Source organism: Njordella aestuarii, assembly GCF_056494165.1.
Window position 1 is genome coordinate 4433233 of sequence record NZ_CM151397.1, and the last position, 18409, is coordinate 4451641.

The following is an 18409-nucleotide window of genomic DNA, read 5'->3' on the forward strand; positions in this document are numbered from 1 at the left end:
CGGCCTGGCACCTGCATGGTGGCAAAGCATATGTCCGCAGTTGAAAAGTGCGACATTCAGCATTAAAGTAATTCTAATCTCGAGACTAAATATCTCAGCGGAAAAGCTATAATCACCGTGAAATGTTCGCTGAGTTCACGTTTGGAATGCATCAATGCCGATATTCGCCTGGTTGAAATCATGCATCAATTGGAACGTATTAGCGGCGCGCAACTGTTGGCGATTTCTGCCCCCGCCACATCGACGTTGTACGTTCATGTTGCTCGAAGACCGCCGCATGTTGTACGGATACTTCGGTGCCATTGAGACGTTTGGAAATGCTCAGACCGGCAGCGAACGAGTCACTGAAGTGGCAATCGATGCCAAAGGCGGTGTCTTCACTGTCGGCCACTTTCGAGGAACTGTCGATTTCGATCCAAGCCCTGCAGTAAACAGTGTCAGCTCTTCGAGCTTGGATCGAGACGATGTCTTCATAAAGCGCAACCATGCTGATGGGGGCCTGCATTGGGTTCGCACGCTTTCCAGCGATGTGTCAATCCAAATCAACGCGGTTGCTCTTGCTGAGACAACCTCTGATCCATTTAGCTATGGCGGCAGGCTGTATCTAACAGGCGCTTTTGAAGGCTCGGTAGATCTGGACCCAACAGAGGGGACGGCCTACGCAACGTCACGTGGAGATACTGATGTTTTCGTTGTATTGCTTTACGATCATGGTGACTATGGAATTTCGTGGTCGTTTGGTGGTCCGGGAAGGGACGCAGGCACGGACATTGCATGGACAACACCGCTGAGGCAGTCAGCAACCTCCTCTCTTTATGTGTCTGGTCACTTCCGCGATACCGTTGATTTCGACTTCACTGACGAAGTCGTCAGCAAGACGTCCTCCGGTGGTGCCGATGGATTTCTGGTGAGGTACAGTCTAGGCGAAACCTACGTTCAAACGATTGGAGGCAAGCGAAGTCTGAATCCTTTTGCTGAGGTGACAGACGAATCGATCGATGCGATTGGCGTAGCTGAAAATGATATAATCTTTGCGGTCGGCACCTTTAAGGGCACAGCAGATTTCGACCCAGACAGAGGACATTTTTACGTTGACTCGGGACCAGAACGCGCTGCATTCATGGTCAAGTACTTTAACGATCTGTACAACCCCGCAATTTATAGGGAATGGGTGGCTGTCAGACGGGCGACAGAAGGATTTTCTGGACCAGTCTCGGTCACGAACGGTACAACCCCGGCAATGACCGGAGTGTTTCGTGGGACTGTTGAATTGTTTAACCTTACGTCGGCGGGCGACGGCGACATTTATGTAGAACGATTACTACCCAACGGCAACTGGGCACACGCAATAGGAGGTGCGGGGCCAGAAACTCTTCCTTCAGTTGCTCTAGGACCGTACGGAGTGGTTGTTGCCGGCAACTTCGGAAGCAGCGTTATCGATCTAGCTCCAGGAGCTCAAATCCAACATCGCCTGAAGCGCGGAAACGTCGATTCGTTCATCGTTTCGTTAGGAGACGGAGGAAACTATGTTTGGGGACAAACCGTCAGCGGCACCGACAGAGTCAATACGGCGTCAGTTGCAGCGTTCGGTAGCAAATTTGTGCTGGGAGGCCGGTTTTCCGGAACCGCAGACTTCAATCCTGGTCCCCAACAAAAATCAAGGACAAGTCTTGGAACTTTTGATGCATTCGTCCTGGAACTTTCCAGCAATTTAACGTACGCGATGCCAACGGGAATCCAGCTCAATGGCAGTAACCGAAAAAGTTCCGCTGATAACGTCCTACTCAAACGCTCGAATCATCGACTGCAGCTATTTGACGTCAATCGGCAACTACTTCTTGAAGAAGGTGACTATGCGACGACATCCGGTGTCTTTATCAAGGGCGCTGATAATGAGAACGACACGCTAACCGTTGATCTGCGATCAGGTATGATCGATCTCGGGCAGCGAGTTCGATTTGAGGGTGGCTCTGGCGCCAACGACTCGCTTCGAATCGAGGGCAGCGCGGCCAATGAATTCACTGTCTTCCCGGAAGAAATTTTCGAGCGTGGCGATGGCATAAGCTTCCGCACCGATCTAAATAATCCTCTAATCTTCGGAAGCCAGATTGAGAGTACTGAAGTTGCTGGACTAACGTCCTTTGAATATTCGACTGGCGGGTCTACTGATAATCTCCGTCTGGATCCAGCAATTTCGTTCTCCGGTTCAGCGGCGATGAAGATTTCGGGAACCGTTAACGGTTATCCAACTGTCCCTTTAGTGGTGTCGAACACGCCTTTTATCAACTTAAATCTTGGATTTGTGGATGCGGGAGCCGATCGAGTAACAATCGCTGACAATAGTCTGCAGGCGACGGGTCTGCAGAACTTGATCGTCGACACTGGGTTCGGTGATGATGTGTTGCATCTGTTGACTAGCAGCCTTGCATTACCAGTCGCTGGAGGAGTGTTTCGCTATATCGCCGGTGAAGGTCGCGACCGAGTGATCGGCACAATCGACTCTCCAAGTGTGGGGCTGACAGATGGTTTGCTCAGCTACTACAAGGCCGGTGCAATGGAACTGCAAAGTGTAGAAACTGCCACCTTGGTTGGAGGGAACTCGGCCAATATTTTCAATGCCCAGGCATTCAGCGGTTCAGTAACGATGAACGGCGGCGATGGTAATGATCGCTTACTGGGAGGTAAAGTTAACGATCTTATTAGCGGCGGCCGAGGCGATGATACTATAATTGGCGGTACCGGAAATGACACGCTCACCGGAGACGCTGGCAGCGATACGCTTGTGGGCGGTCTGCAAAACGACACCTACATTTTTGGTGCGGCTACCGCTGCAGAAGCCGATGTGGTGATAGAAGCTGCGAATCAGGGAACCGACACTCTATCGTTTTCTGCCTTAACATCAAGCGTCAAATTGCATCTTGGCTCCTTAGCGGTGCAGCCGGTTCATATCAATCGTACATTGAAGCTGAATTCGCAAGTCACGTTTGAAAACATAATCGGTGGCTTCGGTGCAGACGTTCTTACGGGCAACAATTTAAACAACTCGTTGACTGGTGACGTAGGCGATGACACGCTTACTGGAGGCGCTGGCAGCGATACGCTCATTGGTGGTCTGCAAAACGACACCTACATTTTCGGTGCGGCTACCGCTGCAGAAGCCGATGTGGTGATCGAAGCTTCAAATCAAGGTGTCGATACGCTATCCTTTGCTGCCTTAGCGACAAGTGTCAAATTGCACCTTGGTTCCTTAGCGGTGCAGCCGGTCCATACCAATCGTACGTTGAAGCTGAATTCGCAAGTCATGTTTGAAAACGTGATCGGCGGCTCAGGTGCAGATATTCTTACAGGCAACAATTTAAACAACTCGTTGACCGGTAACGCGGGCGATGACACGCTAACGGGTGGTGCAGGAGACGATACTCTCTTTGGTGGGTTGAACAACGATACATATATTTTTGGTGCAGCGTTGAGTGCTGAATCGGACTTCATTATCGAAGTCTTGAACCAAGGAACAGATACGCTTTCATTCGCGTCACTAACTTCTGACTTGACCATCAATTTAGCATCCAGTGCCGCTCAGCCAGTCCACACAAATCGCATGCTACGGTTGAATTCAGGTGGCTCGATCGAGAATTTCCTGGGCGGGTCAGGCAATGACCTTATACTTGGTAACGGGCTGAATAACCTGCTCAATGGCGGCAACGGAAACAACGTATTGGTTGGCAATAATGGTGACGACACTTTAATATCGGGCAGCGGACGCGACATCCTTATTGGCGGCCGTGGCTTGGATAACTTAAGTAGCGGTTCCGGCGAGGATATCTTGATTGCAGGTCGCACAACGAGCGACGCTATCGCGACAAATCTCTTAGCCATGCGCACCGCCTGGACCGCTTCGACTCCTTACGCCACACGCATCTCAAACTTGCGAGCTGGAGTTGGCGTACCGGTCGTATCGCTGAAAGCAAAAGTAAATGTGCTGAACGATTCGGGAGAAGATGATGTTCTGACAGGCGGGGCTAGCTTGGACTGGTATTTCCGAGCCGTCGATGACGCTATCACGGACTTCTTTGCCTCCGAGGTCATCGATTTGTTATAAAACAGGAATCTTAGGGATCGAACCAGTGTCGAAATTCTAAAATAATTGCGACGCAGGCTATCCACGAATCTCGATTGCAGAAATTGTTTGCGCGAAAAAGCTAGGGCTTAAATGCAAATGCTTCCGGAGATTGTTGCGAGTTGGCGACGACAGTTTTACAATCTTGCTAATCAGTACCATCATCACACTACTTTGGCTTGGGTGTTTTCTTCACTTTCTCTTTCAACTTTGGAAGTCCTGTGAGTTGAACCAGTGGGACGCGTTCGCAGATCAATGTAACGTCGCTTTCAACCGCATTATTATTCCAAAACTTCAGAAACCAATAATTTTCGGCCAACGGAATACTGACAGAAACAGTTATAGCCCCAGTGCTTTCGGTTATTTCAGATGGATCAACGATGACCCTCGTGCCGGCAAGGTTCGCCTGATGTAAGAGTCTGTGGGCGGCGTCAAACGCTTCCTCGGCGGTCGCGCCAGGCACCATACCATGACGCGCTCCTTCATAAGCAGCAGTATCGGCGGTTTGTTGTAAGAGCATCATTCGACTGAGCTCGATGATTGCAGCGAAGATTAAAAACAGCAACGGAAGCACAACAGCAAATTCCACAAGGGCTGCACCGTTTCTAGGTACTTTTCGAAACATGGTGGAAGTCAGTGTGTTATGAGGGTTGGCAAGCTTTTAGCAATGTCGATGAAGGCTCGACGCAAGTCGTCGGCGCTGTCGGCATGAAAGTGTTTCCCGCTTGCAATAGCTGCAATCTCAGACATCCTTCCGATATCAGCTTCGTTAGAAAAACTGACGGTAAAAATCTGAATTCCTTGCGATGCGGCTGCTTGTGCCGCCGTCTCGGGGTCTGTGCCTGTGTTGTGAATTCCATCAGTCAAGAGAATGATAACACGCGTAGCCCAAGGTCGCGCCGTTTGTTTATGGGCAAGCGTCTCAATGCCCACTTCAATCGCTCCACCGATATTAGTTGCACCACCTTCGTACTGCTGGCTGATCGCATCCATGCTAGTGTTAACTCTTGTATAATCTTGCGTTAGTCGCTGATCCATCTTTGCATCGCTTCCGTAGGTACATAATCCAACTAACTCATTCTGCGAAGTCTCGTTGAGCAAGTCCAGGAATAGTCGGACAGAAGCACAAGCGTCTAACCACCTTGCGTAGGGTGGCACTGGATCCCCAAATTGCCAGCCTAGCGGAGCATTCGGCGGAGCGAACGGGCCCGACGTTTGACCTGCGGAAAAAGACATTGAACCAGAGCGGTCCATTACCAAAGCGACATCAAGTTCCGTTTGCGTGCTGATAGCTGTCTTCACCGGTCGAATTGTAATTGGTACGCCCATGGTCGGAAAAAGTGGTTTCAGATTTAGATTACCGTTTCCGTGAATATGAATGGCGTTTGGATTCTTTCCATGAGGCTCGAAGCGATATCTTTCCATCTCGCTATAGCGAGTGGAGACGCCGAAATCAATATTCAGCTCGTCAAGTGACACCGTATGATTGATGATCGGGTTGAGGGCGAGCATGTCTTCCGCTGCTCTACGCGCAACGTCTTGATTTCCCGTTACAGCCAGCATGCGGCCTGCTGCTCGTGTTGCTACGTCCGTCGCGATCTGTAGGTCTGTTCGGACATGCTCCATGTACGCCACATTGATGGCATACGACGATACCATCAAAATGACGGGTAGCATAATGCATAGCATCATCGTTGTCGCGCCACATCGGTTTTGTAGTGAGCCCGCCGATCTTGGTCTTCTAATAGGTGGTACGAATCTGCTTTCGCGTACTCGCAATTTTAATACTCCGCCATGATTGTAACTTTCTCACACAGTATTTTTCCTTGATAAAACCAGCTTCCCACTAACGCTGCTTCCGAGGCGGGAGCTTCGACTTCAGCGACAAACAAATCACCGAAGCCTAGTTCCTGTGGGTTTGAAGGAGTACAGGTAAGCGTATACTGTTTGATTCTACGACCTATCAATATTGCATCGCATTGCAGTTGAATGTCGCTTGCAGTAATCCCTGGGACAATTGCGAGCCTTGCACACTCGTATGCGGCGATCTTGAGCGAATGCCTCAAATAGATCATGCGACAGGTCTCGATCGTCGCCATAGCAATTGAAAACAACAATGGTAGAAAGATTGCCAGCTCAATAAGAGCTGCACCGCGTCTGAGGTTTGCCATAAATTGCGTAGGTTTATATTGGGTTCTTGAACTTCTAAACGGTACCTTGCATTCCGGAGGCTGTCGGATGCACGAGAGACTTGAGGGAGCGAATTGCCACAAGTACTGTCGGTTGTGTGGAAAATGCCGATTGTAGTAAATATGGTTAGCGCGTTCCGTTTAAATCGCTTCCTGACTAGATTCAATTCGCGCGGTACAAAAAAAACTGCATTTTGAATCTTACGCATGTTGATTGTTGGAAGCGAGCTTTATAGCTGCGACAAGATGATTATTTAGCGCAGAGAAATGACGTGTTAGGTGACGACTATGTCATTTTCGGCGTATCCGCACAGCTGAATTCGCAGTTTGCACCTGAATCGTTTTGCGACCGGTACCTCTAGGCGGCCGCCATATACGACTTTAAGTGGCCGCCAAGTTCTGCAACGCAGATTAGCTCCTGCTTCCTAAAATCGATCGTGGCCGGTGGTGACTCTTCTCGTACCGGTGGTAAATGATCGCGGGCACTGTGACCCCGTCGATGGTTGTACCAGTCTTGAGTCACTTTTAAGATGCAGTCTAGATGTGCTTCGCTGACAATGCAAAAGCCATTGAGCAGCCTCGTGCTTAATCGTTTGAATTACTCGCTCGACGAAGGCTTGTAGGTTTGGAGATCGTGGACATGTCTTGTTTATCTTGCAATCGGTCGATTCCATGATCTAGTCGCAAGATGCGATGTAGTTTTTGTCATGATCTCGCTGCAGGATTGTGCAGGGCAGGGGGATCGCCAAATTCGGCGGCTACCAATGTGATGAACACGAGAAAGTAAAGGTCGACCACACCTTTGGTTATCCGTCTGCATTTACATGCAAAATCGCACTGCCACATGAGGTCTGAGTTAGTCTGTTTGCGGACCTGGATGTTTCTGCGACTGGGAGGCAATAGCCAGCAAGGTTCAATCCGACGCTGATGATTAGATCGCTGCCCCGTTGCTATTCTTCAATTGACTCAACCCTTGGTTGTTGAGGTCATCTATCTTGAAGATTTCGAAGGGCGTTTGACAACCGAAATGGGCGCAAACTTCGAAGGCCCTTTGATGCGAGGCTCTATGCACATTGATGCGTAGAGAGTAACGTCACGACCTGAATTGGGGACCACTTCAATCAGTCACTTTCCTTGCGAAGTGTTTTCATGGTTGTTGGATACGAGCAGAGTATGGAGCTGAACCTGCGTCTTCTTTATACAATGTCTTTCTGCTATTTCCCTGAACTTCTTCAATGATCTGAATAAAAGGATCTCCATTGAAGCACACTTCGTTAAAGAAGGCATAGACGGATGAGTTGGTGGTAACAAACATGGGGGCAAGCTTGCCCGCCGTGGTGGTGTAGCTAAAGCCACCGAGTATCTCGCTTCGGGCTCCGCCTCTCGTATCGAGCAGCGTACCACCTCGCTCGGTCTTATACCCGAGAACCCAGAGATCGCCAAGTTCATTGATAACGTGTGTACCCTCATTTTCAACATTCAACTGTCGCGCCCAAACATTTTGATTCGACAATGCGAGGTTATGAGTCACGAAGTCTTCGAAAAAAAGTTGACCTCCTTTTGCTTTAGGACCAAATGTTAGATCGCAATCCGAAACACTTCGAAATATCACCGTCCGATTTGTATCAATATTTACTCCGCCATGGATATGAGCGAAGTGCTCAAACAAAACAGTCGACGATTCACCATCGAGAATCTTAAAATCTGGCTTGGCTCTACTAAAGTAGTCCACCATTCCGCCAATACCGACGACACGCCGCACTTTAGGCCCGAGAGTTACCGTTGATTCTAGTGCATACGATCCCGGAAAGAATATTGTGGTTGCTCCTGAAAGCATCGCCTTTTGAATCGCCTCCGAAGAATCTTTGGTTCCAGTAGGATCAGCACCAAACGCATCAACGTTCGCCCAAGTTGCAACTGGATCTGCCGCGATTTCTGGAGGATCTTGAACAGGCAGTCCGAGTGAAGTTTCTTCAGTGGGAAATGCCATCGTCACTGGATGCGAGCAATACTCAACGACCGCTGGTCCAAGGCTCCCCAGCTTGTCGGTACCTTCCATTTCAGTCAACGAAAACCAATCGGGAGTCGCTCCATCAGCTATCGAGCGCGCGTAGCTAGAAGTTTCAATGTTGCGAACAAAGATCCTACCGCCGTTGTAGTTAATGATCGCAGGCCAAAGGTTTGCCGCGTCCTTACCATTGAGTTTTGCATCGACCAAACAGAAAGTCCCATAGGAACGCACAACTGGCACCGAGTTCTCGCTGTATAGACTGCGAATTGAGATCGATTGGCCTTCGTTGTCAAAGCCAAACTTCTTTTGATTGCGAATCGTGATGTATTCAAAGGTTTGGCCGTTAACCGCACTCGCCGTACTGATACCACGATCAAAGCCAACCACTTCACAATTGCGAACTAGCAAGGGACCATTCATGTCTCGATGCCCCAGGTCAAGCCCCACTAAGCCGCTGCTATCTGCAGCAAGGAACCGGCAGTTTCTCACAGCACCTGAGTTGTTCGAATAAAATTGTAAACCTATTGCGCCAGGGTTGTTCTCGCCGACGTCGAAGGTCAAATTTTCAACGTAGTTGTGGAACCAATCCGCTGATCCGAAGCCACCACACCACATCAAGCTCATTGGCTTTGCGATATCGGTGCAGGTGCCGTCTTTGAGCCGGAGGATTGTTTTGTTCACATTCTGACCACATAAGAAATTCTTTCCCCAGGCGTCGTTGCCAGCAGAATTCTTTTTGGACCATTGAAGCGTTTTCGAGATCAAGTAAGTTCCGTTGGGAAAGTAGAGCAACTTGTGCAGGCCCATCATGTCCGATAGTGCTCGCTGAATCGCCTCCGTATCATCGTGAACTCCGTCACCTTTCGCGTTGTATGGTTCCTTGGTGATGTCAATTACCATATCGCATTGCGGATACGCGATATCCGCAAGCCCTTCTAGTTCCGCCCCGAGCCTCAACTGTTGTGATCGACCAACCACATACGTCGTCGAACACAAAATGCACGCCAGTAGGCACGAACAGATCGGATTTAGCAGATGTTTTTTGCTTGACATGGAAACTACCAGAGATGGAACAATCTCAAAAAGCTTGAAGTGAACATTTAGCGACAAAGCCAACCGCCGCAGCGATTATACCTTCCAGAAGAAACTCTACTCCGATTTTGACCTTCAGCTTGGGCGAGCTCTACCCGCGAAACACACTAATATGTTTGCCATCGCCTGCGGAACGCCCGATCGCTACTGGGATCTCGCAAGATCTATTTTCCTAAGTTTGGATTTGACTCACACATCGTACGTATTAACTGCGAGGTACAGATCTAGTTTGTCGACTGATGCGTCTGATTCTCCACTCGGCGACGGCTCCGATCGCAATGCCAACCGAATAGCAAACGAGATCGGTCCAGAGAAATCCGAACCCCAGCACCAGCCCGCCCAGCGTTGTCTGACGAAGCGAGTCGATCCACGGTGCATGATAGAGCTGGCTGATCTCTACCAAGAAGGCAACTGCGAGAGAGATTGCTGCCCGTGCCAATATCGACCGACTCGCCAGTAGCGTGCTGATAAACAAAAAAAGCATCAGGGCCCACAGCGTGTCTCCAGCGTACTCTGCCAAGAACTTTGGCAATTGCCCTCGGTATCTGCGCGAAGCGAGGCCAGCAATTACGACAACTGTGGCGACGGTGATGTAGATGGATCGAGTACGAATCAATCAGCAAGTGCTTTCTATTTCAGTCTACATAACGAGCATCCCTTCGGCTCAGTCCTGTAGAATAGGCCTACGACCATCCTGCGTATGTTAATTCTTGGAGTTAATACAGTGTATTCAGTGCAATCGCAACGCTTCACCGCATTGTCTGCGGGACACTTATTGTTTGTTACCTTAGTCTGGCACTTAGCAGCCCTTACGCCTGGAAACAGTGCTCTATCCGCCGAACCTGCAAAGCGCGCAGTACTCGTCGTTCAGCACGAGTACTTGCAAAATTTGCAGCTCAAGACAGAACTCAATCGCTATGCCGACCTAGTGCGAGAACGCTTTGACACCGAGATCGTAGTTTACCCTGTCAACAGCGATATTCTACCCGCGAAGCTCCGAGCTGGCTTGCAGAAATTACATGCGAATAACGGAATCAGTGGAGCATTTCTGGTTGGACAATTTCAATTCCCAACCTTCCATAACGCATGCGGTGATGATTCCACCATGTTTGCCTACTACTCCGATTTAGATGGGCAGATCGAGGATCGCGATAACGATAGTAAATTCGACTTCTACGATCCTTGGTTGCAACTAGGAAAGAAGAAACCAGTGCACGAATTGTGGATCGCTGTTCTTCGGCCTTATTATAACAATCAACAGGACCAGCGTTCGTTAAGTGAAATTCAAGCTTATTTCCACAAGGTGAATGAGCATCTGCGGCGTTTTGAACTCGCAAGTGAAAACCAAGCTGCAATTTTGACTTCCAAAGACTGGCCGCAACTGAATCATCTGCACAAGGCGCTTGAGCCTGTCTACAGCAAGCGTGTGGTACAACGAGGCGGATTTGACGCCGCTCACGAACCGATCCTAACAACTCCCGATGACCTAAGGCACGTACTTTCACAACCAGCTGAGATTTGCTTTCTCTATGCACATAGCGGTAGCTCCCAGCATGTGCTCGACGCGCCTGAGTTTCCTGGAAACTGTGTTCTCCCCGGAGTGCTGGACTATCCCGGTCGCGTTCTACTGGAAAGCTTGGACGTCAAATCTCGAATCGTATCGATTTGGGGGTGCCACGCATTGGACATCCAAAACGTGAAGTATATGAACAACAGATTCTTGGCTGATTCCTATTTGTTCACGCCTCACTTTGCTACTCAAACTCTTCTGGGGTCATCACGTTCAATCGGACTCGAGCAGATCGAGTTCTTGATTCCAAAGTGCAAGACACAATGCTTGGCATATGCTTGGACGGACTACTTGAACCATTGTTACTCTGAACCGTTTCTAGAAGAATGGCTCGCAGTTCGCGGAGCCTGGGAAAAGGAACGTTACGGTTTCGATTGGGGATACTGTATCTATGGCAATCCGTTTGACAAGCTTGGCCTTCGAACACCACATTTGGACGAGTAGCTCTTTATTCAAGAAAAACTCGATTCGCTGCCACGCACCATTTTAGGTGGTTTTCTTTAATTCTGTTACGTGTGCAAGTCTTTGCAAGACTAAGGATGATTTGTCATGCCTGTGTTAGGATAAGTGCATTACTCGGCGTAGATCACTTCACCTTCAATACAAATCACAAAGCGCGACAAAGTCAACCAAGGCGTACGCCGGACCTCAACTGTGCCTCTTACATCTTGAGTCCGACCAGGCACGTTGAATTCGAAATGAGTAGAAGTGAAATAGAAACTAGATTTTTGACATGCGATCTTCCCATCGATAAAAACGGTTTCCATCCCTTGACGAAGCCCATCGTATTCTATGATCGTTTCGATAGGCTCTAGAACTACAACCTTGCGATAAAACCAGCCGCGTTCCTTCAATTTACCGATGTTCTGCTGGGCCAACGGTAACGAGTCCGTTTGAGGACTCTCATACGGATTGAAAATTTTGTCTGGGCGTGAGAAGCTCATTTCGGTCCAGGAATTAAAGCACGCTATTGCGATGAAATTTCGTTGCACGACGACCAAGCCTACGTTCCGGAAGAGTCCCATTCCGACACCAAAAACGGCTTGTTCGCCCTCTCTTGAACAACTTTTAGTTATTAGTGTTCTTTTGGGTCCGCTTTCGGCTACTGCGTATTATATACTCGTTTGACATGCTCCCACAGCGTCGGCGATACATCATTTGGTGCATTTGCAATCAAGTCCACAAGGCAGTCGTCTGGATCTCGCCCCGTCAGCAGGGCGACTGTAACCGCCGCAATTGTTGGAGCGCGACTCATCCCGGCGCTGCATGCGACCAGCGTGCGCATTTCTTTTCTAACCAGGGTAGCAATCGTTTGGATCGCAAGCTTAATCAGGGCATCTTCGTTTCCATCACCATCGTTCATTGGAAAGCGACAGTAGATGATATCACGTCCCAGTCTGGCTGGAGTTTCATTTATCGCGAGATCAACTACAGCGAGAATCTGGGCGTCGTAGATCGATTTTAGATTACGAGCATCCATCGCGTTGCCAACATACAGCAGATGGGAGTAGACGGCGCGTATCAATCTTGTTGCTCGGTTTGCCGAAGCATGACTGCGTGGAAAAAATCCGATCCCACAAATTCTTAGATATTACGACTGCAGGGACCTAGGCCCGGCCAACCAAACTTAACATTTTTAGCGCGTTCTACCGAGTTCTCGGTTCAACTTTTTGTGTGTCTTGGTTCATGCACCAGGAGAAGCGTGGGCAAGTACAAATTTGGCAATGCTAATGTCAGCCAGCGATGTCAAGACAATCGAAGCATTAGCACTAAATCGCGGGAAAAGGATCCCTCGTCGCTTCGGTACAACGAAATGCTATTTCGTGGTCGATTGCTTCTTTCCTAAGTTCTCCCAAATTTCGTCCAAGTGATTATTAAAATTTAGATGGAGCGAATTAAATCCATTCAGTTCAGAGGAACTCAACGTTACAACTGTTGGACGTTGAGAACCATCGCATATGAAAAGCTGGTATCGCGAGTTAGGTAAAACCCGCTTTTCATTTACGAATAGACATCCCTCTTCCCATCGCACCCACTCCGGAAACGTTAAACTAGTCGAAGAATCTCGTACCATAAATCCCGCAAAATACTGGCCTTCTACATCAAAGCCGCCCAATGAATATTTGTGATTTTCTGATTCGCTAGTACCCGATTTTCGAGCCCAATAGCCGTACCCGTTTGGTGGAAGTCGTCGATACCAGTCTGCTGCGACTAACAACAAAGCAGTTATGCTAATGACAATGAAAATTGTTCGGAGAGAAAAGTTCATTTATCTCAGAATTCGACGAAAATCACTCGGTTGCGGTCAATTGACTTTGCTACTAATATTTGCGAGATCTGCATCTCGCGTGCATCTGTTAGTCACCCGGCGTCTTGGAACGTCGCATACCAGCCTTTCTCTGGAGTTGAAACGAGTCGGACAAGCGGTCAAGCCACGCTCGCACTAGCACTGCTTCGCCAGAGAGGGTGATCAGAAACGTCCCGAAAGAACGCCTCCCGATTATCTGCCACAAGACATCGATTTGCAATACATGAGTTTTTCGCGCATAGGAGCCTGAGTTGCCCTAGGCTTGTTCGCTGTGAAGGTACGATCACGGTGGCAGCTCCAGATTTGAGCGCACGTCGATCTCATCACCGAGTGATAACGGAAATCGTCCCGTCGCAGAAACTCGACTTCCGAAGCTGAGTCGCATTGTTTTGTAATGCGATCCGTTGTTTCTGCGGATTAGACAACGTCGGCTCGCGCTAGGATTTACCCAGTTCAAGAGGACCAGATGTTTTGTTTGAACCAAGCACGTAAGGGTTGGCGTCAGATCCAACCCTTGTGCGGGCTGCAGGTACGTCTACTGACTACAAAGGCACTCCCGGAACCGCCAGAAAAAACGGCTGCTTAAATTTTTTTGTCATGTCGAACTGCTAGGCGTTTAAACGACCACTTTTCACAAGCCGGACTGTCGCGCAGGAAATACGTCAAAACTGTTGAGCATGAAAGACTTTTCAGATGAATCCTAAGAAGAATACTGTGTGTTTGTTATTCGATGGCGATGCCGAAGAGGCGGCGCACTTTTACGCTAAGACTTTCCCTAATAGCTCTGTCGACGAAATCATGCGAGCACCTGGTGATTTTCCCGACGGTAAACAGGGAGATGTTTTAACCGTCGAATTTACAGTTGCAGGGATTCCCTGCATCGGACTCAACGGAGGGCCAGCATTCAAGCACAGCGAAGCGTTTTCGTTCCAGATCGCGACTGAGGATCAGGCAGAGACCGACCGCTTATGGAATGCAATCGTTGACAACGGAGGTCAAACGAGCGCCTGCGGTTGGTGCAAAGACAAGTGGGGTTTATCATGGCAAATCACTCCGCGCACCCTGTCTAACGCAGTCAAAGATCCAGACCGGGTGGCCGCGAAGCGAGCGTTTGATGCAATGATGCAAATGAGTAAGATCGACATCGCAGCGATAGAAAGTGCCTATCGAGGCTAAAGGGAATCACGCCGCCATCAGTCGTGCCAGCGATCCGAACCTCCGATCTTGACGATCTTATTGTAAAGTCCCAGGATCAAAAAAGTCGGAGCCCATTGACCAACAAATAACGCTTGGTGATCCTTTCCGTTCACCTTCAACATCAAGGAGCCGATGATCGAAGCGCCTGCAGCCCACAAGAACGTATCCGAAGGCAATCTTGCCGTTTGCTCTTCAATCGTCCGTGCGAGATTTCCTTCAGAATGACGACTTGCCTCGGAACGGGTTTCAAACTGAGTTGACATCAAAAACTCTCCATCCTATTTGCTTGTATTAAATCTGTCGCAATCTGCTGCGACTACGCTGACGGTTTATGCAACTCGTGCGCCCGGGATCTGATCTTTGTGTCCAATCATTGCGTGGAATTGCAAATGCTTCGACGGGGCAGATTGCTCGGGCCGCATTCCCAAGATCTAGAATAAGGTTAGGTCGTACAGCTTCCAGACGATTGCACTGTCAGCATGCAACATGGATTTTGTAAGCCCTCAATCTTAAGCACATACCGGCACGGCCAGCCACATGGCCGTTATCTGACAGCTGGGAAAGGCTGACCATGCCTCGGCGAGTTCAAAAAACCAAACCTCTTCCCCTTGACGCTCTAGGGGAAGAGGCTAGAATTTCCCCTAGACATTCTTTGGGAGAGAGTGATGGCGAAACAAAAAGAGGCGGATCTACTGCAAGGGACACTCGACATGCTGGTGCTTAAGAGCCTGTTGTCTGGGCAGAAGCATGGCTACGGAGTCGCGACTTGGATTCGATCAACCACAAAGAACGCGTTGCAGATCGAAGAAGGATCGCTTTACCCGGCACTCCATCGAATGCAGCAGCGCGGCTGGCTGGATGCAGAGTGGGGTGTTTCCGAGTCGAATCGGCGAGCCAAGTATTATCGGCTTACGAAGGCAGGACGCGCACAATTGACGCACGAGGTTCGCGCGTGGGAGCAAATGGTTCAAGCGATCGGCTTGGTCTTAGGATCTAAGATGGTGGAGGGCTAAGATGTTTCGAGGATGGCTTGTTGATCTACTCGCGTATCTTCGTCAACCGCCCGCAGCGCAGATCGCGGCGGCGCAAGAAGAACTTTGTGACGAGCTCGCTTTTCATTTGACGACGAGCGCTGAAGAAGAACTGCTCGCAGGCAAAGACCTTAACGAATCGCAAGACATTGCACTGAAGCGATTTGGCAATGTAAGTCATGTCCTTCGCGACTGTGCTGCACTTTCGAGCGTACGGCCATGTTTTTGGCATCGTGTTCATCAGTTGGTCACACTCGCGTTAATCTGCGTGGTGGCATTCCTGCTCTATCACGCGATGCGTCTAAATCACCATGACAACTTCGTCGGCGAACTCGCGCCTTCTGGCTATTCGGTTAATGAAACGACAGGTGATATCGTCGGCTCCGTCGTTGACGAGAACGGGAAACCGTTGCCTGCCGCGAACGTGCTGGTCGTTGTGAAGACATGGCCTGCCAACGGTTATCGTCAACAAGCTTACAACGCCACTTCCCGATCGGACGGATCGTTTGCGATCACGAACGTATATCCGCTGGAGCATGACTATGAAGTACAGATCGCCGCGATTGCTGATGGCAGGCTTTTGCAATCGCAATATATTTCTTCATCGCGAGGGATTCTCAAGCCTATCATTTTTCATTTGAATTCTTCGAAGGCCCTATCGCTTCATTTCGAGTCTGAAGATGGAAAGCCGATCGAAGGTGTTGCTGTTTTTCCTTTCGAGCGAATCGATGCCAGCGGACAGACTCACCGTGTCTATTTCGACAGTGCCGAACCGATCATATGCAAATCGAATGGTAAGGGGATGGTCGCGATGCCTCACTTTCTTCCAGGAGAAAGGGCATCCTTGTTCGTTCGCTTTCCAGGCCGAGAGTGGGATCAACATGAGGTTCTGATCCCGCCAGAGGATGGGGCCGTTGTAATCACATTAACGTCCGACTCACCTGGCATTTAGTTGCACTTAAATGCTTCACTGTTTGCCGAAGTTGGTTTGATGTTGCCAGCAACAGGCCAAAATTAACGTCAAGTGAGCATCTCGATATTAGAGTCGAGCAACTTTACCGGCCGTCTCGTAGTTTGTTCCAGTCTACGAAGTCTCCACTAACATATTTATGGATACGCTGATGCACCGATATTTCTCGATTGCCCTTGCGATGGCACTCACGCTTATTCTTTCGTTCAACACACACTCCCAAGAAACGACCTTGCTCCTGAAAGAGGGTTTTGAGGAGGGAACGGCCGTACCAGATGGCTGGTCTAAGGGAGCTATGATCGACGGTGTGAAGTATATTTACGACAAACGCGTAGCCAAGTCGGGGGAACGTAGCCTCAGCCTGCAGAAAACGGCGCAGCGTTATTTTCCCATCGCACAGTGGGCTCGCACTATTCCTCATACCAGCGACGAGACAAAGCTACGAATCAAAACTCAGGTGCGTGCACAGAAGGTTACTAAAGCAATTGTCGATGTCATATTTTTGGACGAACGTGAAAACGTGCTCAGTCATGAGTGGGCTAATTACATCGGAGCACAAAAGGACGGTGATGCAGCGGTAACACACGATTGGCGAGAAATAACCGCGGTCCTAGAAATTCCTGATGGCACAAAGAACTTGATGATCGCTTTGCAAATATATGGGCCTGGTAGAGTTTGGTTCGATGATCTGGAAGTGAGCTATAGCAGTGCCGATTCTACGAAGCCACGTGAATCTTCGTCAAACGCTGATACGGGAGACACGGCTATACAAGTAACCGTTGGAAAGGAATCGGGTGAGTACCTTTACGCAGACGCACAAACGACCGAACCACCTAAAGAAGGAAAGGGGCTACTAGTTGTCTTACCGGGTGGTGCAGGTGGTTCTGAGTTTTTTCCTTTCATCAAGCAAATGCATCGCGCGTCCGTCAACGATCAGATATGTCTTGCTCAACCGATTGCCAAAAAATGGAGTAAAGATCAAGTCGTCGTTTGGCCCACCACGGCGACGAAGGATGCTTCGATACCTTTCACGACGGAGCAATTTGTCGATGCGGTAATCCGAGATGTAGCTAAGAAGACCAAGCTCAATCCGAAACGAATTTATATATTGGCATGGTCATCCAGTGGACCAGCGGCTTATGCAACGCTGTACCAACCCAAGTCGTTGGTACAAGGAGGGCTCATCGCGATGTCGGTGTTCAAGCCGGATCAACTTCCTGAGACAAGTCAAGCCAAGGGACGAAAATTTTATCTACTACATTCGCCCGAGGACAAAGTCTGCCCATACTCAATGGCGGAGTTAGCCATGCGAACTCTCACAAGTTCAAACATCCAAGTGAAGCTGACAACCTACGAAGGTGGTCACGGTTGGCACGGGGATGTCTATGCCAACATTCGCCGCGGCATGGAATGGCTCGATGAGCTTAAATAGCAGGGAGCCCTATCTAAAAGTTCAAACTAACTGTTGCAATTTGAATTTTGCTCAACCTGGTAGTTCGTACGGCGTCTGCGGTTTAGTAGGCTCGCCAAACTGTTATTGAACAGGATATCGTTTTGACAAAAAGTGTTCTGAGAGGACACATCGGTTAGCGCCGTATCTGCATACGATTCAAATCCTCCCCTCGTTTTTATTGATCTGCAACATCTATCTGGAGATGAATTTATGCCAACGTCGGTGGACAAGAAAAATAGTTTTGTGATAGGGCATTATCTCGCTAAGATCCGCTTGCCCAAACCAAAAAAGATGGAATGCGCCGTGGTACTGGCTACGTCATCGACGTTTGCGGAAGGATAAGAGCATCGATAGCATACAACGAGTCGCCCCAATGTGTAACAACCACATGGCCTCAGAAGCCATACCCCGAATGCCAATACGAATGCTGAGATTTTGCGACAACATCTGCAAGTCCTGTTGCTCCCTTTC

Annotated in this window: 15 protein-coding genes; 6 read left to right on the forward strand and 9 right to left on the reverse strand. The window is 49.2% G+C overall.

Annotated features, from left to right (window positions below):
• Positions 1-256 precede the first annotated feature (256 nt).
• A complete protein-coding gene (locus SH451x_RS17565) occupies positions 257-4099 on the forward strand; it encodes a calcium-binding protein (RefSeq protein ID WP_479358297.1) in 3843 nt (1280 codons plus the stop codon).
• Between the two features lie 187 nt (positions 4100-4286).
• Here the strand turns inward: SH451x_RS17565 and SH451x_RS17570 are convergent, their stop codons facing one another.
• From SH451x_RS17570 to SH451x_RS17590, 5 genes are all read right to left on the reverse strand, one after another.
• Positions 4287-4742 carry a TadE/TadG family type IV pilus assembly protein gene (locus SH451x_RS17570; RefSeq protein ID WP_479358298.1) on the reverse strand — a complete coding sequence of 152 codons (456 nt, stop codon included), beginning with the start codon at positions 4740-4742 and terminating at the stop codon, positions 4287-4289.
• A gap of 8 nt (positions 4743-4750) precedes the next feature.
• Positions 4751-5809: a VWA domain-containing protein gene (locus SH451x_RS17575; protein ID WP_479358299.1), complete on the reverse strand. Its 1059-nt coding sequence runs from the start codon at positions 5807-5809 to the stop codon at positions 4751-4753.
• 89 nt (positions 5810-5898) lie between these two features.
• Entirely contained in the window at positions 5899-6288 is a 390-nt protein-coding gene (locus tag SH451x_RS17580; protein WP_479358300.1) for a TadE/TadG family type IV pilus assembly protein, read from the reverse strand.
• A gap of 1165 nt (positions 6289-7453) precedes the next feature.
• Positions 7454-9370 (reverse strand): glycosyl hydrolase family 28-related protein, encoded by a 1917-nt coding sequence (locus tag SH451x_RS17585; protein WP_479358301.1) that lies wholly within the window; start codon positions 9368-9370, stop codon positions 7454-7456.
• A gap of 244 nt (positions 9371-9614) precedes the next feature.
• Positions 9615-10025 (reverse strand): ribosomal maturation YjgA family protein, encoded by a 411-nt coding sequence (locus SH451x_RS17590; RefSeq protein ID WP_479358302.1) that lies wholly within the window; start codon positions 10023-10025, stop codon positions 9615-9617.
• A 108-nt stretch (positions 10026-10133) separates the two neighbouring features.
• On the opposite strand from SH451x_RS17590, the gene SH451x_RS17595 reads away from it, so the two are divergent.
• On the forward strand, positions 10134-11423 hold the full coding sequence (locus SH451x_RS17595; protein WP_479358303.1) for a hypothetical protein: 1290 nt from the start codon (positions 10134-10136) through the stop codon (positions 11421-11423).
• Between the two features lie 128 nt (positions 11424-11551).
• Here SH451x_RS17595 and SH451x_RS17600 read toward each other — a convergent pair whose 3' ends face one another.
• The 3 genes from SH451x_RS17600 to SH451x_RS17610 form a co-directional block, all read right to left on the reverse strand.
• Positions 11552-11923: a hypothetical protein gene (locus SH451x_RS17600; RefSeq protein ID WP_479358304.1), complete on the reverse strand. Its 372-nt coding sequence runs from the start codon at positions 11921-11923 to the stop codon at positions 11552-11554.
• A 158-nt stretch (positions 11924-12081) separates the two neighbouring features.
• Positions 12082-12504, reverse strand: coding sequence for a protein-tyrosine phosphatase family protein (locus tag SH451x_RS17605; protein WP_479358305.1), 423 nt, complete (start codon positions 12502-12504; stop codon positions 12082-12084).
• A gap of 291 nt (positions 12505-12795) precedes the next feature.
• A complete protein-coding gene (locus SH451x_RS17610; protein ID WP_479358307.1) occupies positions 12796-13248 on the reverse strand; it encodes a hypothetical protein in 453 nt (150 codons plus the stop codon).
• A 732-nt stretch (positions 13249-13980) separates the two neighbouring features.
• On the opposite strand from SH451x_RS17610, the gene SH451x_RS17615 reads away from it, so the two are divergent.
• On the forward strand, positions 13981-14463 hold the full coding sequence (locus SH451x_RS17615) for a VOC family protein (RefSeq protein ID WP_479358308.1): 483 nt from the start codon (positions 13981-13983) through the stop codon (positions 14461-14463).
• Between the two features lie 17 nt (positions 14464-14480).
• Here the strand turns inward: SH451x_RS17615 and SH451x_RS17620 are convergent, their stop codons facing one another.
• Positions 14481-14747, reverse strand: a complete 267-nt coding sequence (locus SH451x_RS17620; RefSeq protein WP_479358310.1) for a hypothetical protein — start codon at positions 14745-14747, stop codon at positions 14481-14483.
• Positions 14748-15149: 402 nt separating this feature from the next.
• Between SH451x_RS17620 and SH451x_RS17625 the strand changes: the two genes are divergently transcribed.
• From SH451x_RS17625 to SH451x_RS17635, 3 genes are all read left to right on the forward strand, one after another.
• Positions 15150-15497, forward strand: a complete 348-nt coding sequence (locus SH451x_RS17625; protein ID WP_479358311.1) for a PadR family transcriptional regulator — start codon at positions 15150-15152, stop codon at positions 15495-15497.
• 1 nt (position 15498) lies between these two features.
• Positions 15499-16467, forward strand: a complete 969-nt coding sequence (locus SH451x_RS17630) for a carboxypeptidase-like regulatory domain-containing protein (protein WP_479358312.1) — start codon at positions 15499-15501, stop codon at positions 16465-16467.
• 169 nt (positions 16468-16636) lie between these two features.
• Positions 16637-17917 (forward strand): alpha/beta hydrolase, encoded by a 1281-nt coding sequence (locus SH451x_RS17635; protein WP_479358313.1) that lies wholly within the window; start codon positions 16637-16639, stop codon positions 17915-17917.
• The last annotated feature ends 492 nt before the right edge of the window (positions 17918-18409 follow it).

What these genes read in the sequence shown, in the direction of transcription:
- SH451x_RS17565 (WP_479358297.1), top strand. Translation starts at nt 257, where the DNA reads ATGTTGCTCGAAGACCGCCGCATGTTGTACGGATACTTCGGTGCCATT.
- SH451x_RS17570 (WP_479358298.1), bottom strand. Translation starts at nt 4,742, where the DNA reads ATGTTTCGAAAAGTACCTAGAAACGGTGCAGCCCTTGTGGAATTTGCT.
- SH451x_RS17575 (WP_479358299.1), bottom strand. Translation starts at nt 5,809, where the DNA reads ATGATGCTATGCATTATGCTACCCGTCATTTTGATGGTATCGTCGTAT.
- SH451x_RS17580 (WP_479358300.1), bottom strand. Translation starts at nt 6,288, where the DNA reads ATGGCAAACCTCAGACGCGGTGCAGCTCTTATTGAGCTGGCAATCTTT.
- SH451x_RS17585 (WP_479358301.1), bottom strand. Translation starts at nt 9,370, where the DNA reads ATGTCAAGCAAAAAACATCTGCTAAATCCGATCTGTTCGTGCCTACTG.
- SH451x_RS17600 (WP_479358304.1), bottom strand. Translation starts at nt 11,923, where the DNA reads ATGAGCTTCTCACGCCCAGACAAAATTTTCAATCCGTATGAGAGTCCT.
- SH451x_RS17610 (WP_479358307.1), bottom strand. Translation starts at nt 13,248, where the DNA reads ATGAACTTTTCTCTCCGAACAATTTTCATTGTCATTAGCATAACTGCT.
- SH451x_RS17615 (WP_479358308.1), top strand. Translation starts at nt 13,981, where the DNA reads ATGAATCCTAAGAAGAATACTGTGTGTTTGTTATTCGATGGCGATGCC.
- SH451x_RS17620 (WP_479358310.1), bottom strand. Translation starts at nt 14,747, where the DNA reads ATGTCAACTCAGTTTGAAACCCGTTCCGAGGCAAGTCGTCATTCTGAA.
- SH451x_RS17625 (WP_479358311.1), top strand. Translation starts at nt 15,150, where the DNA reads ATGGCGAAACAAAAAGAGGCGGATCTACTGCAAGGGACACTCGACATG.
- SH451x_RS17630 (WP_479358312.1), top strand. Translation starts at nt 15,499, where the DNA reads ATGTTTCGAGGATGGCTTGTTGATCTACTCGCGTATCTTCGTCAACCG.
- SH451x_RS17635 (WP_479358313.1), top strand. Translation starts at nt 16,637, where the DNA reads ATGCACCGATATTTCTCGATTGCCCTTGCGATGGCACTCACGCTTATT.